The sequence below is a fragment of the Salipiger marinus genome, assembly GCF_035481585.1.
Classification (GTDB): domain Bacteria; phylum Pseudomonadota; class Alphaproteobacteria; order Rhodobacterales; family Rhodobacteraceae; genus Salipiger; species Salipiger marinus.
The window spans coordinates 65,327-80,923 of the sequence record NZ_JAYKSL010000017.1; the positions used below are offsets into that span (position 1 = coordinate 65,327).

Consider the following 15,597-nt stretch of genomic DNA (forward strand, 5'->3'; position numbering starts at 1 on the left):
CCTGCCCCGACACTGGCCAGAACCGGCACGCCCCGCAACCGGCGATCACCCCGCGAGCCACGCCAGCAGCAGCACCCAGAGCGGCAGGAGCACCAGCATCACCGCCATGTAGCTGCCATTCCAGCGCAGCCCCACATGCCGCGCGCTGACCCCGCCGAAATTGCCCACCAGCAGCGTGGTGGCGGTGAAGGGCGAACTGATGCCCCCCAGCGCCCAGCCTGCGGTGATGGCGGTGACGATGGCCACCGGCGGCACGCCCAGCATTTCGGCGGAGGGCACCGAGGGCGCGATCAGGCTGACGGTCAGGATCGGGTTCATGCCGATCTGCCCGCAGAGCGGCACCAGCCAGACCAGCCCGGCCAGCACCAGCGGCGTCGGCAGATCCTCGGGGTGAAAGGGCGAGCTCTGGATCAGCGGCGCCAGCAGCGGCGCGCCCACCGTGCCGATATAGCCCGCCATCATCAGCAGCGTGATCTCGCCCCGGAAGGAGGGCAGGTCGGCGCAGACAAACTCGCGCACCCGGCGGGGCAGGGACGGGCCGCCCTCGCGCTGCTGCAGCGTCACCCAGCCCAGCGCCATCAGCGGCACCACCAGCATGACGATGCCGGTGACCCGGAACCCGGTGGCAAGCTGCAGCGCCAGCACGCTCAGCACCAGCAGCCCCAGCAGCAGCGCCAGCGGCAGCAGCAGCGCCCAGCTGCCCTCGGGGGGGATGCGCGGCGCGGGCGGGCGGCTCAGCTTCGGCTTGAAGAGCGTGTCCAGCCCCCAGCCCACCCCGGTCAGCAGCACCATGGTGGCCAGCCCCGGCAGCAGCATCGTGCCCCAGCTGGTGCCGGGGATCAGCGCGGTGCTGATCGCCACGGCAAAGGACATCGGCGACCATGGCAGCGAGGCGACAAAGCCGCGCTGGATCGCCAGCAGCATGCGCCTTGTGCGGTGGGCCCGGATCTCGGCATCGGGCTCGTCGCGGGCGGCGGCGGTGGCAAGGCTGCCCAGAAGGGCGATCGCCCCGTAATTGAGCAGCAGCGCGAAGGCCTGCCCGCCCAGCGTCAGCGCCAGATAACGCCGCCCCGGCGGCTGCAGCGCCAGAAACGTGCCCCCCGCCCGGATCGCCGCCGCCTGCTGCGCCGCACTGCGCAGCGAGGCCAGCGCCGAAAAGAACGCGACGATGAAGGCAGCGCTGGCCACGGCCCGCGCCACCACCGCGCGCCAGCCCTCGGGATCGCGCCAGACCAGCGCCAGCGTCAGCACCCCCGCCACCGCGACAAAGGCCCGCCGCCCCGGCGCCACCTGCAGCGTCAGCAGGGCGGTCAGCGCCAGCACCAGCGGCGCCAGCAGCGCGGGCGCGGGCCCCAGCAGATGCCATTCCTGTGCGATCACCACGCCGGTCAGCACCACCAGCAGAACTCCGGTCACCCGGTCGAGCGTCGGAGAGATCAGGATCAAGGTCGGGGCTTTCGCGGCGGGTTGCGCATGCCCCGGGCTTAAACCAGCCCCGGCGCACAACCGCAATGACCTGCGGCGTCCCCCCCTCGTTTCCAGCGGCCCCAAATATCCCGGGGGAGTCCGCGCCAGCGGACGGGGGCAGAGCCCCCCTTGGTCCGGATCCCTGCGCCTGTCACAAAACCTTCGCCGGACTGACATGAAACCGCATCCCCGCCGTCACGGAGCCTTCATCACATGGCCCCAGAACCGCCCCGAACGTACCGGGGGACATATGCTCACCGTCGAGAACCTGACCAAGCGCTTCGGCAGCAATACCGCTGTCGACAAGGCGACCTTCACCGTCGACCGACCGCTGATGATTGGCATCATCGGACGGTCGGGCGCCGGCAAATCCACCTTCCTGCGGATGATGAACCGGCTGACCGATGCCACATCCGGCAGGCTGCTGTTCAAGGGGCGCGACGTGCTGACCCTGCGCGGCGCCGAAAAACGCGCGTGGCAGTCCGACTGCGCGATGATCTTCCAGCAGTTCAATCTGGTGCCGCGCATGGACGTGGTGTCGAACGTGCTGCACGGCACGCTGGCGCAGCGCTCCAGCCTTGCCACGCTGTTCAACGTCTATCCCCGCGCCGACATCCACCGCGCCATCGACATCCTTGACCGTCTGGGCATCGCCGCCCATGCCGCCAAGCGCGCCGAGGCGCTGTCGGGCGGCCAGCAGCAGCGCGTCGCCATCGCCCGCGCCCTGATGCAGGATCCCAAGGTGATCCTTGCCGACGAACCCATCGCCTCGCTCGATCCGATGAACGCGCAGATCGTCATGGAGGCGCTGCGCCGCATCCACGAGGAAGATGGCCGCATGGTCATCGCCAACCTGCACACGCTCGACACCGCGCGGCGCTACTGCGACCGGGTGATCGGCATGCGCGATGGCCGCATCGTGTTCGACGGCACCCCCGAACAGCTGACCACCGGTGTTGCCCGCGACATCTACGGCGCGGGGGCCGAATTTTCGGAAAACGCCACCTCCACCGAAATCCGCGACCCCGTCGCCGCCGAGGAAATCCGGCAGGCGGAAGTCACGGTCTGACGCGACCAAGGGCCAGAGCGACCGGCCCATCACCGAGAGGGAAGACCATGAAGACCATCTTCGCAGCGATGCTTGCCACCACCGCCCTTGTGGGCGCGGCTCAGGCGCAGGACATCACCGAGTTCAACATCGGCATCCTTGGCGGCGAAAACGCCCAGGACCGTCTGAACAACCACGAATGCCTGAAAAACTACACCGAAGAAACGCTGGGCGTCCCCGCCAAGCTGTTTGCTCCCGCCGACTATAACGGCGTGATCCAGGGTCTGCTGGGCGGCACCATCGACATGGCATGGCTCGGCGCCTCCGCCTATGCCGCGATCTACCTGTCCGACCCCGAGGCGGTGGAACCCGCGCTGGTCAAGGTCAACATGGACGGCACCATCGGCTATTACTCCATCGGCTTTGCCCGCAAGGACAGCGGCGTCACCTCGCTGGACGACATGGAAGGCAAGGTCTTCGCCTTCGGCGATCCGAACTCCACCTCCGGCTACCTGATCCCCGCCGTGGAAATCCCCCAGTACAAGGACGGGATCACCATGGAATCCGGTGACTACTTCAAGGAAGTGAAGTTTGTCGGCGGTCACGAGCAGACCATCGTCGCCGTGAACAATGGCGATGTGGATGCGGGCGTGACCTGGGCCGATGGCCAGGGCAACTGGGAAGACGGCTACAACTCCGGCTCGCTGCGCAAGGCCGTGGATGCGGGCCTGATCGACATGAACGATCTGGTCGAGATCTGGCGCTCCAAGGAGATCCCCGAAGGCCCGATCGTGCTGCGCAAGGGTCTGCCCGCCGACGTCAAGGAAAAGATGACGGCACTGGTGCAGAACATGTACGAGACCGACAAGGACTGCACCTACAACATCTCCGCCGGTGAAAGCCTTGGCTTCAAGCCGATCACCCACGACAACTACCTGTCGATCATCGCGGCGCGCCAGTCGCAGTCCAACTGATCCACGCTCCTGATCCGGGGCCCCGCGGCAGACGCGGGGCCCCTTTGCCTGTCTGTCCCCCCCTGATCCGGAAGCCCGCATGACCCAGATGCCCGACGCTCCCTTTGACACGCGCGCGCATTACCTTGCGCTGACCGCCCGCCGCAGGCTTTACGGCGGCATCCTGATGGCGGTCTTCGTGCTGCTCATGGTTTCGGGATTCCTGCTGGCCGACGGGCGCAATGCCGGCGGGTTCTGGGACGGTCTGCCGCATATCCTTGATTTCCCGGCCGATGTGGTGCGCGACACCATCCCCCGCCTGAACCTGCTGCCGGGCTATCTGGTGAAATATTTCCCCGCCCTTGTGGAAACCGTCAACATCGCCGCCGTGTCGACCCTGCTGGGCACGCTGGGGGCCATGGTGCTGTCGCTGCTGGCGACAAGGGGGCTGGCGCGCTGGCCGCGGCTGATCCCGGTGTTCCGGCGGCTGATGGATCTGCTGCGCGCGGTGCCCGAGATCGTGGTGGCGCTGGTGCTGATCTTCGTGCTGGGCGGCGGGCCGGTGCCCGCGATGATCGCCATCGCGCTGCACACCGCCGGGGCGCTGGGGAAACTTTTCTCCGAGGTCAATGAAAACGCCGATCTGAAGCCGGTCGAGGGGCTGCATTCGGTGGGCGCCACATGGCTGCAGCGCATGTGGCTGGGCGTGGTGCCGCAGGTCTCGCCCAATTACCTCAGCTATGCGCTGATGCGCTTTGAAATCAACATCCGCGCCTCGGCCATCCTTGGCTTCGTCGGCGCGGGCGGCATCGGCTACGAGCTGCGCAACACCATGTCCTGGGGGCAGGGCAAGTTCGACGAGGCCGCCGCCATCTTCATCCTGCTGTTCCTGACCATCGTGGTCTTCGACCAGCTGTCCGGCCATGTCCGGCACATGATGATCACCTCCAGATCGAAGGGTCACTGACATGGCCGATGCCGCCCTTTACGCCTCCGCCGACCGGCTGTTCACCCGCAAGAAGCTGCTGAGCTTCGGCCTGCCCGCGCTGGTGCTGGTCTATCTGGTCTATGTCTTTTTCGCCTTCGACCTGCCCGGCCTTGCGGAACGCGCGCGCATGGACAATGCGCAGACGCTGCTGTCGGACACATGGAGCTACAAGACCCATGTCACCCGCGACAACCGCTCCGGCGGGATCGACATCGCCATCGAGGGCGAGCGCAAGGGCGCCTATGCCGAAGGCACCTCGCCCGACTGGGTGACGCCCGAGGGCGAGGCCACCCGTGTCGATCTGGGCGAGGGCCAGCATATCCTGCTGCTGCCGGAGAACGGCTTTGTCTGGGACGTGCCGGGCTACGGGGTGATCGAGGGCCGCCTTGACGGGCGCAGCCTTGTCACCAACCTGCCCGAAACCGGGCTGCCCGAGTGGATTTCCGCCTCCTCCTCGCGGGTGCAGATCACCCGCCCCGAGGCGCGCGTGGCGCTGACCCGCGCCAAGACCGAGGTGTTCCGCTATTTCCCCGGCTGGGAGCTGTTCTTCTTCACGCTCGACAGCCCCTATCATGGTCATGGCCTGACCGAGATCCTGTTCGGCGACCAGATCGATCCCGCGCGCGGCAATCTGGCCGGGGCTTGGCATGACTTCTGGCAGAACGGCATGTGGCGCCACGCCGATGTGGCCTGGGCGCTGTTCGAGACGCTGCTGATGGCCTTTCTGGGCACCATGGGGGCCGCCATCGTGGCGCTGCCGCTGGCCTTCCTGTCGGCCAGGAATTTTGCGCCGCTGGGGGCGCTGCGTTTTGCCACGCGGCGGGTGTTCGATTTCCTGCGCGGGGTGGACGGGCTGATCTGGACCATCGTGCTGAGCCGCGCCTTCGGGCCCGGCCCGCTGACCGGGGCGCTGGCCATGCTGATCACCGACACCGGCAGCTTCGGCAAGCTGTTTTCCGAAGCGCTGGAAAACGTCGATGGCCGCCAGATCGAAGGGGTCGCCTCCACCGGCGCCAAGCCGCTGCAGCGCTACCGCTTCGGGGTGATCCCGCAGGTGATGCCGGTGCTGATCAGTCAGGTGCTTTACTTTCTTGAATCCAACACCCGCTCGGCCACCATCATCGGCGCGATCACCGGCGGCGGCATCGGCCTGCTGCTGACGCAGGCGATGATCACCCAGAAGGACTGGGAAGAGGTGACCTATTACATCCTGCTGGTGGTGCTGATGGTCATGGCGATGGACAGCCTGTCGGGCTGGCTGCGCCGCAAGCTGATCCGGGGATCGTGATGGCGCGGCTGGGACGCGAGCCGCTGATCCATCCCGACTGCGAGATCGCGGATTGCAGCTTCGGCGGCTGGGTCGAGATCGGGCGCGGCTCGCGGCTGAGCCATGTGGAGATGGGGGATTATTCCTACTGTGACCGCTATGCCGATCTGGCCAATGCCAGCGTGGGCAAGTTCGCCAATATCGCGAGCTTCGTGCGGGTCGGGCCGACGGATCATCCGATGCAGCAGGCCTCGCTGCACCATTTCCTGTATCGCTCGGGCGATTACTGGGACGACGCGGCGCGGGACGAGGCGTTTTTTGCCCGCCGCCTGTCGCGCCGTGCCCGCATCGGCCATGACACATGGATCGGCCATGGCGCGGTGATCCGCCCCGAGGTGACGATCGGCGACGGTGCCGTGGTGGGCGCGGGGGCGGTGGTGACCAAGGATGTGCCGCCCTACTGGATCGTGACCGGGGTGCCCGCCACGCCGATGCGCCCGCGCTTTGCCCCGCGCATCGCCGAGCGGTTGAGCGCGCTGGCATGGTGGGACTGGGATCACGCGCTGCTGCGCGAGCGGCTGGAGGATTTCCGCAGTCTGGAGATCGAGGCGTTTCTGGAAAAATACCACGGCTGAGTTTTGGTCAGGCAGAGGAGGGGGCGCTGCCCCCTCTTGGCGCGTGCCGCGCCAATTCACCCCCGGAGTTTAGGGGCAAGATGAAGGCCGGGGCCGGAGGCGTGCGTGCGGCGGCGGGTTATTCCGCGGCCATCCGGGTTTCCTGTAGCGCCGAGACCATGCGGGCCCCCGCGCCGCCAGCCAGATAGGTGAGCCGCCCGCCGCTGACCGTGGCCTCGATCGCGCGGGTGGCTTCGTTGACCACCACAAAATCGGCGCGCTTGCCATGGTCCAGCGTGCCGCGATCGGCAAGGCCCATGATTTCCGCAGGCGTGGTCGAGATCATCGCCCAGGCCTGCGCCAGTCCGCGCAGGCCCTTGTCGACCAGCACCCATGCCGCTTCGGCAAGGCAGGGATAGTGGTAATCCGACACCAGCGCGTCACAGAGCCCCGCCGCCACCAGATGCTGGGCCGAGACATTGCCCGCCTGACTGCCGCCGCGCACCACATTGGGCGCGCCCATCAGCACCGGATCGTTGCAGGCGCGCGCCAGCTTGGCGGCGCTGACCGAGGTGGGAAATTCCGCGATCCGCGCGCCGATGAGCCGGTAATATTCCCGCGTCTCGCCATCGGGATCGTCATGGCTGCCATAGCGGATGTCCATGGCATCAAAGGCTTCGGCCAGCGCGCAGAGATGGCGCGGCACCTCGCGGGCGCGGTCCTTGGCCGCCTGCAGGCGGCTGCGGAACACCTGCGGCGCATCGCCCGCGCGGTCGGCCCAAGCGGCGAGCCGACCGGGGGCGCGTTCCGCCACCTCCAGCGCTTCGGGCAGGTGGTTGTTGAACACCACGTAATCGACGCGGTGCCGGGTCACGGCGGCCAGAAGCCGGTCGCGGGTTTCGGGCATATGGGTTTCGCAGCGGATCTGCAGCCGCAGGTCGGTGAGCGCCTGCGGGCGGTAGCTGTCCAGTTCGCGCAGCACGGCTTCGGCAAAATCGGGGCCGCGCATGCCGCCTTCCCAGCTCCAGCACTGGGCGAGCCATGCGGTGGTGACGCCATGCGAGGCGGCCTCGCGGTCGGTGGCGCGCAGGCCCGAGGCGATGGGAAAGGGCGCCGAGGGACGGGGCGCGATCTGGCGTTCGAAGGCGTCGCCATGCAGGTCGATGATGCCCGGCAGGATCAGATAGCCCGACAGATCCACCTCTGGCCGGGGGCCCTTGCTGATGAAACCGCCTTCGATCACCAGAGAGCGCCGCTGCAACATGCCGTCGCGCAGGATGGTGGCGCCGGTCAGGCGCAGGGGGGGAAGTTGGGCCGTCATGCAAGTCACCTGCCTTGCCTGCTCTGCGTTTTTCCCGTCTCTACCGACTCTCTGTGTCAGGGGCATGACGCGCTCAGGCGTCATGTTCCGGGCTGACGGTCAGCGCCACGCGGTCGCCTGCGAACCATGTGTGGCCCTGTTCCACCGGCTGCCCTTCGGGGTCGAGGTTGAGCCCCACAGACCGCAGCAGCGGGGCACCTTCGCGCAGGTTCAGATGCAGCGCCTGCGTGGCGCTGGCAGGCTCGGCGGTCAGCCGGGTGAAGACGCGGGTGTAATCGGCCACACCCGCGCGGCGCAGCGCCTCGGTGACCGAGGCGGTCTCGCGCAGCGCCTCCGCCAGACCGGGCAGGCGGGATTGCGGAAAGAGGCTGATGAAATGCGCAACCGGCGTGCCGCCCGCCAGCGACAGGCCCTCATGCACCAGCACCGGATCGCCGGGGGCGAGAGCCAGCGCCTGCGCCTCGGTGGTATCCGCCGGGCGGGTTTCCAGCCGCAGGATGCGCTTGTCCGGCAGGCGGCCCGTGGCGCGGACATTCTGGTGAAAGCGCACCCGTTCGCCCAGCGGGTAATCCATCGGCGCCATGCGCACGAACACGCCCGAGCCGCGCCGCGCATGCACCAGCCCGCGTTCGGCCAGATCGGCAAGCGCCCGGCGCACGGTGTGGCGGTTCACCCCGAAGCGGCTGGACAGTTCCGCCTCGGTGGGCAGCTTGTCGCCCGCGCGGTAATGGCCGCGCGCGATTTCCGCCTCCAGCGTGGTGGCGATGGTCGACCAGACCGGGCTGCGGGTCATGGCGGGCTCCTGTCATTGAAATTTCACGCTTTGACGCTTGCCGTCGGGGGCGAGTCGCGCCTAGTATTTGTCTAGTTGTATAGGAACCTAGACAGATCGGCAAGGTGTCCAGATGAGCGGAACCGAAACGGAAACGGCGGCCCGGCAGGGCTGGATGGGGCTTCTGGCGCGGGCGCCCGCGGCACGGCTGGCGGCGCTGATGGCGGGGCGGGCGCTGCCGGACTTTGACTGGCTGCGCGTGCCGGAAACCGGCGGCGTGATGCTGCGCGGGCGGACGGGCGGCACCGGCGCGCCGTTCAATCTGGGCGAGATGACGGTGACGCGCTGCACGCTGCGGCTCGCCAGCGGCGAGACCGGCCATGCCCATGTGATGGGGCGCGACCGGGCTCATGCCGAACGCGCGGCGCTGGTGGATGCGCTGATGGCGGGGCCGCGTGCGGCCGAGATCCGGGCCGAGGTGCTGGAGGTGCTGGCCGCCGAGGAGGCCGCGCGGCGCCATGACCGCGCCGCCAAGGCCGCCGCCACGAAGGTGGAGTTTTTTACCATGGTGCGGGGAGAATGACGATGCCGACCACGGAGGCCCTGACGGGCGGATTTTCCGACGCGCCGGTGCAGGCGGCGCGGGCGTTTCGCGCCGCACTCGAGGTGATGGCGCGCCCCGGCCATATCGCGCCGGTGACGGGGGCGCAGGCGCCGGGCCTGTCGGGGGCCGCGTCAGTGCTGCTGCTGACGCTCTGCGACCGCGAGACGCCGCTGCATCTGGCACAGGGCACCGACAGCGCCGCGCTGCGCGACTGGGTGGCCTTCCATCTGGGCGCGCCGCTGGTTCCGGCGGAGGAGGCGATGTTTGCGCTGGGATCTTGGTCGGCACTGGCGCCGCTGGAGCGGTTCCGCATCGGCACCGCCGAATATCCCGACCGGGCGGTGACGCTGATCGTCGAGATGGACAGGCTGGCACCGGATGGCGCGCGGCTGACCGGGCCGGGCATCGCCACGGAGGCGCGGCTGAGCCTGCCGGAGATAGTAGCGTTTCAGCGCAATAATGACCTGTTTCCCTTGGGTTGGGATGCGTTCTTTACCTGCGGCGACGACATCGCCGCACTTCCCCGCAGCACGAAAGTGGAGGCCGCCTGATGTATGTGGCAGTCAAGGGCGGCGAGCGCGCCATCGAGGCGGCGCATGATTGGCTGGCCGAGGAACGCCGCGGCGATCCCGCGGTGCCGGAACTGACGCTGGAGCAGATCCGCGAACAGATGACGCTGGCGGTGAACCGGGTGATGGCGGAAGGCTCGCTTTACGATCCCGATCTGGCGGCGCTGGCGATCAAGCAGGCGCGCGGCGATCTGATCGAGGCGATCTTCCTGCTGCGCGCCTATCGCACCACGCTGCCGCGGCTGGGGGTGTCCATCCCGGTCGATACCGGCGCCATGCGCTGCGACCGGCGGGTCAGCGCCACCTTCAAGGACGTGCCGGGCGGTCAGGTGCTGGGCCCGACCTTCGATTACACGCACCGTCTGCTGGATTTTGCGCTGGCCGCCGAGGGCGAGGGCCCGCGCGCGCGGCAGGCGGAGCCGCGTCAGGAGCCCACGCCGCGCGTGACGGAATTTCTGAACAAGGACGGGCTGATACAGGACGAAGTTCGCACCGAGGACACGCCGCCCGACATGACCCGGCAGCCGATGGAATATCCGGCGGGCCGCGCGCTGCGGCTGCAGGCGCTGACCCGGGGCGACGAGGGTTTCGTGCTGGGCATGGCCTATTCCACCCAGCGCGGCTACGGGCGCACCCATCCTTTCGTGGGGGAGCTGCGCATCGGCGCGGTGGAGGTGGAGATGGAGATCCCCGAACTGGGTTTTGCCGTCTGCATCGGAGAGGTCACGCTGACCGAATGCGAGACCGTGAACCAGTTTTCGGGATCAAGGACCGAACCGCCCCAGTTTACAAGGGGATACGGGCTGGTCTTCGGACAGACGGAACGCAAGGCGATTTCCATGGCGCTTGTGGATCGGTCGCTGCGCTGGCAGGAACTGGGAGAGGAAAATACCGGCGCCCCGGCTCAGGACGAGGAATTCGTGCTCGCCCATGCCGACAACATTCAGGGCACCGGCTTTCTCGAACATATCAAGCTGCCGCATTACGTCGATTTTCAGTCCGAACTGGAACTGGTGCGCCGGATGCGGGCGGATGCCATGACAGCAAAGGATCCCGCGACATGACCAAGGCCTATTTCGGAGCAAAACTTCCCGCGCTGCCCAACGGGCAGGACTGGTATTGCGGGCTGGTGGAAGTGATCCGCATGCCCGGCACCGACTGCCCGTTTTTTGGCGACGAGCCGGAGGGCGATGTGGTGCTGGCGGTGCTGTGGATCTGCCTTGCCGCGACCTCTGCCGCCGAAGCCGAGGTGCTGCTTTCCGAACATGTCACGGAATGCGGCGGCGTGGCGGGGGCCATCGAGGACATCAAGCTGATCGCCCAGCCCTCCGACCTGCCGCTGGACGAGGACGGATCGCCCGATCTGTCCCTGCTGGAAGCCTTCAGCGACCCCGAACTCGGTGACGAGATCGTCTGGGGCGAGATTTACCTCTTTGCCGAGGAAGATGAGGAACCATGACCGACGCCGCCTATAACTTTGCCTATCTGGATGAGCAGACCAAGCGGATGATCCGCCGCGCCATCCTCAAGGGGCTGGCCGTGCCCGGCTATCAGGTGCCCTTTGCCAGTCGTGAAATGCCGATGCCCTATGGCTGGGGCACCGGCGGCGTGCAGGTCACCGCCGCCTGCCTGACCCCCGACGACGTGCTGAAGGTCATCGATCAGGGCGCCGACGACACCACCAATGCCGTGTCGATCCGGCGCTTTTTCGAACGCACCGGCGGCGTGGCGGTGACCACCCGGACCGAGGAGGCGAGCGTGATCCAGACCCGCCACCGCATCCCGGAAACCCCGCTGACCGAAGGGCAGATCCTTGTCTATCAGGTGCCCATCCCCGAACCGCTGCGCTTTCTTGAGCCGCGCGAGACCGAGACCCGCAAGATGCACGCGCTGGAGGAATACGGGCTCATGCATGTGAAGCTTTACGAGGACATCGCCCATAACGGCGCGATCTCCACCGCCTATGCCTATCCGGTGAAGGTGGAGGGGCGTTATGTCATGGACCCGTCGCCCATTCCCAAATTCGACAATCCCCGGCTGGAAAGTGCCGCGATCCAGCTGTTCGGCGCGGGCCGCGAACAGCGCATCTATGCGCTGCCGCCGCATACCAAGGTGGTCAGCCTCGATTTCGAGGATCATCCCTTTGATCCCAGCAAGGCCGACCATGACTGCGACCTGTGCGGATCGGGCAGCAGCTATCTGGACGAGGTCATCATGGATGACGAAGGGGGGCGGATGTTCGTCTGCTCTGACACCGATTACTGCGCGACCCGCCGCGCCCGGGGCTTTCGCGGCGCGCTTTCATCAGAAGGGGATGCGGCATGACTCCGCTGCTGAAGGTGGAAGGCGTCACCAAACGCTACGGCGCCCGGCTGGGCTGTGGCGATGTCAGCTTTGATCTGTGGCCGGGCGAGGTCATGGGGATCGTGGGGGAATCCGGATCGGGCAAGTCCACGCTGCTCTCCTGTCTTGCCGGGCACCTGGCCCCCGATGCGGGCCGCGTGATCTTTGACACCCGCGCCGAGGGCCCGCGCGACGTGCTGGCGCTGTCGGAACCCGAACGCCGGATGCTGGCGCGCACCGACTGGGCCTTTGTCCACCAGAACCCGCGCGACGGGCTGCGCATGGGCGTGTCGGCGGGCGGCAATGTGGGCGAGCGGCTGATGGCCGTAGGCGCCCGTCATTACGGCGACATCCGCGAGACGGCGATCGACTGGCTGGGCCGGGTGGAGATCGCCGCCGACCGGGTCGATGACCGCCCGCGCGCCTTTTCGGGGGGGATGCAGCAGCGGCTGCAGATCGCGCGCAATCTGGTGACCGGGCCGCGGCTGGTGTTCATGGATGAGCCGACCGGAGGCTTGGATGTCAGCGTGCAGGCGCGGCTTCTGGATCTGCTGCGCGGGCTGGTGCGCGAGATGGGGCTCTCTGCCGTCATCGTCACCCATGATCTGGCGGTGGTGCGGCTGCTGGCCGACCGGCTGATGGTGATGAAGGGCGGGCATGTGGTGGAAAGCGGGCTGACCGATCAGGTTCTGGACGATCCGCAGCACGGCTATACCCAGCTTCTGGTGTCGAGCGTTCTGCAGGTCTGACATGCTTTTTGCCTATCGCAGCACCGGCGCGGGCCTGTCGCGGGTCATCACCGAAAACCCCTCTCTGGCGGAGCCGACGCTGGCCTTCGATCTGCCCGCCGATGCGGTCTGGGTCGATCTGTATCGCCCGCTCTCGGGGCAGGTGGCGGCGGTGGGGGGACTGGGCATCCATGTGCCGACGCTGTCGGAAATGGAAGAGATCGAGATCTCCAGCAGGCTCTATCACGAGGATGGCGCCGATTATCTGACCGTGGTGCTGCCCGGGCGCGATCCGGACGGCCATGTGATCGCGGGGCCGGTGACCTTCGTGCTGCAGCCCTCGCGGCTGATCACGGTGCGGCACCATCTGCCGCGTGCCTTTGAAACCTATCCGCTGCGCGCCGGTCAGGGGCCTGCGGGCTGCGCCACGCCGGACCGCATCTTTCTGGGGCTGATGGCGGAAATCGTGGGCTCGCTTGCCGACAGTCTGGAAGAGGCGGGCCGGGTGCTGGACGAAGCCGGGCGCCGGGTCTTTTCCGGCCATGCCGCCAACCGCCCCGACCTGCTGCAGAAAACGCTGGAGGAGGTCGGGCTGCAGGGCGAACGGCTGAGCCGGGTGCGCACCGCCACCACCACGCTTGACCGTGCGCTGAACCATTTTGCCGCCGCCCGCGACGGGCAGGGGCTGAAGGCGCTGGTCAAGGCGGAACTGCGCGATCTGGCGGCGCTTGCCGTGCATGCGGATTTTCTGGCGGCCCGGGTCGGGCTGGCGGTGGATGCGACGCTGGGCATGATCCATCTGGCGCAGAACGCCACGGTGCGGATCGTGTCGGTGGTGGCGGTGCTGTTCCTGCCGCCGACGCTGGTCGCTTCGGCCTATGGCATGAACTTTGCCACCATGCCCGGGCTGGACCGGGGCTGGGGCTATCCTGCGGTGCTGGGGCTGATGCTGGCCTCGGCGCTTGGCACCTATCTTTTCTTCAAATGGAAGCACTGGCTATGATCGAGATCCGCGACCTGTCGAAATCCTTCGTGCTGCACAATCAGGGCAGTGCGGTGATCCCGGTGATGGCGGGGGCCAGCCTGTCCGTGGCGCGCGGCGAGTGCGTGGCGCTGGTGGGCAATTCGGGGGCGGGAAAATCCACCCTGATGCGCATGATCTACGGCAATTATCTGGCGCAGGGTGGCGCGATCCGGGTCGGCGATCTGGACGTGGCGCAGGCCGAGCCGCGCCAGATCCTCGCGCTGCGCCGTCATGTGCTGGGCTATGTCAGCCAGTTCCTGCGCGTGGTGCCGCGTGTGCCGACGCTGGAGGTGGTGGCAGAGCCGGTTCTGGCGGCAGGCGGCAGCACCGAGGCAGGGCTGGACCGCGCCCGCGACCTGCTCGCGCGGCTCAACATCCCCGAACGGCTGTGGTCGCTGTCGCCCACCACGTTTTCCGGGGGCGAGCAGCAGCGGGTCAATATCGCGCGCGGCTTTGCCCATGACTTCCCGGCGCTGCTCTTGGATGAACCCACCGCCTCGCTGGATGCCACCAACCGCGCGGTGGTGCTGGATCTGATCCGCGAGGCCAAGACGCGCGGAGCGGCCATCCTTGGCATCTTCCACGACGCCGAGGCGCGCGAGGCGGTCTGCGACCGCGAGGTGGATGTCACCGCCTTCACCCCGGCCCGCGCCGCATGAGCCGGATCTTTGCCCTTGTCGGCCCGTCTGGCGTGGGCAAGGACACGCTTCTGGCGCGTGTGGCGCCCGGTCTGCCGGGGCTGCATGTGGTGCGCCGGGTGGTGACCCGCGCGCCCGAAGCCGGGGGCGAGGATCACGAGGCGGTCACGCAAGCCGAATTCGAGGACCAGCGCCGCGCGGGCCGTTTCGCGCTGCACTGGCAGGCGCATGGGCTGCATTACGGCATCCCGCAGGCCGAGCTGACCCGCGCGCCGGTCACGGTGTTCAACGGATCGCGCAAGCATCTGGCCGCTGCGGCGGCGGCCATTCCCGGGCTGGAGGTGATCCATGTCACCGCCACCCGCGCGGCGCTGGCGGCCCGGCTTGCCGCGCGCGGGCGGGAGACGGCAGCGGACATCGCGGCGCGGCTGGACCGCGCCGCCGAACCGCTGCCGCCGGGGCTCTGCGTGCATGTCATCGACAATTCCGGCGATCTTGACACCGCCGCCGCCGCGCTGCGCGCGCTGCTTCAGCCGGTCAGGGCGTAGCGGTGCAGCAGATGGAACCGCCCGTCCTCTGCCTCGCCAAAAAGGCACAGCGCGCCCAGCACGAAAGGCCGCGGCAGCAGCGGCGCCAGATGCGGGCGCAGCGCCTCGGCCACCTGATCCGCCTCATCCCCGGGCAGCGGCCCGGTCAGCGTGAGGTGAAAGCGGAACTCCTCCATCACATAAGGATAGCCCCAGCGCTGCAGGTTCTGCTCCTGCCGCGGGCTCAGCCCCTTGGCACGGCGGCGGGCCAGGTCCGCCTCGGTCTGGGGCGCACGGTGAGGATCGAGTGCGGCCACCACCTCTGCCGCGAGATCTGCCAGCGCCGTGGTGTCGCCCTCGGGGACCAGCGCCAGAAACCGGCCCAGCCGGGCCAGCCGCAGCCCGTCCAGCGTGACGGGGGCCAGCCGGGCGGCAAGTGCGGCCAGATCATCCTCAAGCCGCGCCTGACTTCCGGTCGGGCGGAAGGGCGGTTTCAGCGTGCCGTGAAAGCCGTATTTGCGCGGATCGGCGGTGATCTCCGCCTGCGGACGGGGCAGGCCGGTCACATCGGGCGGCGCGGGTTCGGTCCCGGTGACCGGATCCCAGCCCAGCCAGCGGGCGGCAAATTCGGCCAGCGGCCCGGGATCGGGCGCGGCATAGACGGCGAAGCGGCGGAAGGGGGGCATGGCATCTGTCATGCGCCTGTTCTGCCACGCAAACATGACGGCGGGAAG

General features: G+C 68.0%; 18 protein-coding genes. 14 read left to right on the forward strand and 4 right to left on the reverse strand.

Annotated elements, in window-relative coordinates; all coding sequences use genetic code 11:
* Positions 1 to 45 precede the first annotated feature (45 nt).
* Positions 46 to 1,446, reverse strand: a complete 1,401-nt coding sequence (locus tag VK682_RS19645) for a hypothetical protein (RefSeq protein WP_324782435.1) — start codon at positions 1,444 to 1,446, stop codon at positions 46 to 48.
* A gap of 271 nt (positions 1,447 to 1,717) precedes the next feature.
* Here VK682_RS19645 and phnC point away from each other — a divergent pair, with 271 nt between their 5' ends.
* From phnC to VK682_RS19670, 5 genes are all read left to right on the forward strand, one after another.
* Positions 1,718 to 2,536: a phosphonate ABC transporter ATP-binding protein gene (phnC, locus tag VK682_RS19650; RefSeq protein ID WP_230794611.1), complete on the forward strand. Its 819-nt coding sequence runs from the start codon at positions 1,718 to 1,720 to the stop codon at positions 2,534 to 2,536.
* 47 nt (positions 2,537 to 2,583) lie between these two features.
* A complete protein-coding gene (gene phnD, locus VK682_RS19655) occupies positions 2,584 to 3,489 on the forward strand; it encodes a phosphonate ABC transporter substrate-binding protein (RefSeq protein ID WP_089848047.1) in 906 nt (301 codons plus the stop codon).
* A gap of 79 nt (positions 3,490 to 3,568) precedes the next feature.
* Positions 3,569 to 4,435 (forward strand): phosphonate ABC transporter, permease protein PhnE, encoded by an 867-nt coding sequence (gene phnE, locus VK682_RS19660; protein WP_375342686.1) that lies wholly within the window; start codon positions 3,569 to 3,571, stop codon positions 4,433 to 4,435.
* 1 nt (position 4,436) lies between these two features.
* On the forward strand, positions 4,437 to 5,744 hold the full coding sequence (gene phnE / locus VK682_RS19665; RefSeq protein WP_324782436.1) for a phosphonate ABC transporter, permease protein PhnE: 1,308 nt from the start codon (positions 4,437 to 4,439) through the stop codon (positions 5,742 to 5,744).
* Complete coding sequence (locus VK682_RS19670) at positions 5,744 to 6,358, forward strand: DapH/DapD/GlmU-related protein (protein WP_230794464.1); 615 nt, start codon at positions 5,744 to 5,746, stop codon at positions 6,356 to 6,358. Before phnE (VK682_RS19665) ends, VK682_RS19670 begins: the two co-directional genes overlap by 1 nt.
* 118 nt (positions 6,359 to 6,476) lie before the next feature.
* Here VK682_RS19670 and VK682_RS19675 read toward each other — a convergent pair whose 3' ends face one another.
* Positions 6,477 to 7,658 carry an alpha-D-ribose 1-methylphosphonate 5-triphosphate diphosphatase gene (locus VK682_RS19675; RefSeq protein WP_089848041.1) on the reverse strand — a complete coding sequence of 394 codons (1,182 nt, stop codon included), beginning with the start codon at positions 7,656 to 7,658 and terminating at the stop codon, positions 6,477 to 6,479.
* 73 nt (positions 7,659 to 7,731) lie between these two features.
* Positions 7,732 to 8,451, reverse strand: a complete 720-nt coding sequence (gene phnF, locus VK682_RS19680; protein WP_089848039.1) for a phosphonate metabolism transcriptional regulator PhnF — start codon at positions 8,449 to 8,451, stop codon at positions 7,732 to 7,734.
* A gap of 112 nt (positions 8,452 to 8,563) precedes the next feature.
* Between phnF and phnG the strand changes: the two genes are divergently transcribed.
* Genes phnG through phnN form a run of 9 tightly spaced genes read left to right on the forward strand, consistent with a single transcriptional unit; the run spans position 8,564 to position 14,884 of the window.
* On the forward strand, positions 8,564 to 9,013 hold the full coding sequence (gene phnG / locus VK682_RS19685; protein WP_324782437.1) for a phosphonate C-P lyase system protein PhnG: 450 nt from the start codon (positions 8,564 to 8,566) through the stop codon (positions 9,011 to 9,013).
* Positions 9,014 to 9,015: 2 nt separating this feature from the next.
* Positions 9,016 to 9,585: a phosphonate C-P lyase system protein PhnH gene (phnH, locus tag VK682_RS19690; protein WP_230794466.1), complete on the forward strand. Its 570-nt coding sequence runs from the start codon at positions 9,016 to 9,018 to the stop codon at positions 9,583 to 9,585.
* Positions 9,585 to 10,667: a carbon-phosphorus lyase complex subunit gene (locus VK682_RS19695; RefSeq protein ID WP_230794467.1), complete on the forward strand. Its 1,083-nt coding sequence runs from the start codon at positions 9,585 to 9,587 to the stop codon at positions 10,665 to 10,667. The genes phnH and VK682_RS19695 overlap by 1 nt, the downstream gene beginning before the upstream one ends.
* Positions 10,664 to 11,062, forward strand: a complete 399-nt coding sequence (locus VK682_RS19700; protein WP_089848032.1) for a hypothetical protein — start codon at positions 10,664 to 10,666, stop codon at positions 11,060 to 11,062. Before VK682_RS19695 ends, VK682_RS19700 begins: the two co-directional genes overlap by 4 nt.
* The gene (locus VK682_RS19705) at positions 11,059 to 11,928 is read left to right on the forward strand and encodes an alpha-D-ribose 1-methylphosphonate 5-phosphate C-P-lyase PhnJ (RefSeq protein WP_230794469.1); all 870 of its coding nucleotides are present in this window, start codon (positions 11,059 to 11,061) and stop codon (positions 11,926 to 11,928) included. The genes VK682_RS19700 and VK682_RS19705 overlap by 4 nt, the downstream gene beginning before the upstream one ends.
* Positions 11,925 to 12,695, forward strand: coding sequence for a phosphonate C-P lyase system protein PhnK (gene phnK, locus VK682_RS19710; protein ID WP_230794470.1), 771 nt, complete (start codon positions 11,925 to 11,927; stop codon positions 12,693 to 12,695). The genes VK682_RS19705 and phnK overlap by 4 nt, the downstream gene beginning before the upstream one ends.
* A 1-nt stretch (position 12,696) precedes the next feature.
* Positions 12,697 to 13,677, forward strand: coding sequence for a magnesium transporter CorA family protein (locus VK682_RS19715; protein ID WP_089848026.1), 981 nt, complete (start codon positions 12,697 to 12,699; stop codon positions 13,675 to 13,677).
* Complete coding sequence (gene phnL, locus VK682_RS19720) at positions 13,674 to 14,357, forward strand: phosphonate C-P lyase system protein PhnL (RefSeq protein ID WP_230794471.1); 684 nt, start codon at positions 13,674 to 13,676, stop codon at positions 14,355 to 14,357. Before VK682_RS19715 ends, phnL begins: the two co-directional genes overlap by 4 nt.
* Positions 14,354 to 14,884 (forward strand): phosphonate metabolism protein/1,5-bisphosphokinase (PRPP-forming) PhnN, encoded by a 531-nt coding sequence (gene phnN / locus VK682_RS19725; protein ID WP_230794472.1) that lies wholly within the window; start codon positions 14,354 to 14,356, stop codon positions 14,882 to 14,884. Before phnL ends, phnN begins: the two co-directional genes overlap by 4 nt.
* Here the strand turns inward: phnN and VK682_RS19730 are convergent.
* The gene (locus VK682_RS19730; protein WP_230794473.1) at positions 14,866 to 15,561 is read right to left on the reverse strand and encodes a DUF1045 domain-containing protein; all 696 of its coding nucleotides are present in this window, start codon (positions 15,559 to 15,561) and stop codon (positions 14,866 to 14,868) included. The two genes, phnN and VK682_RS19730, sit on opposite strands and share 19 nt — an antisense overlap.
* Between the last annotated feature and the right edge of the window lie 36 nt (positions 15,562 to 15,597).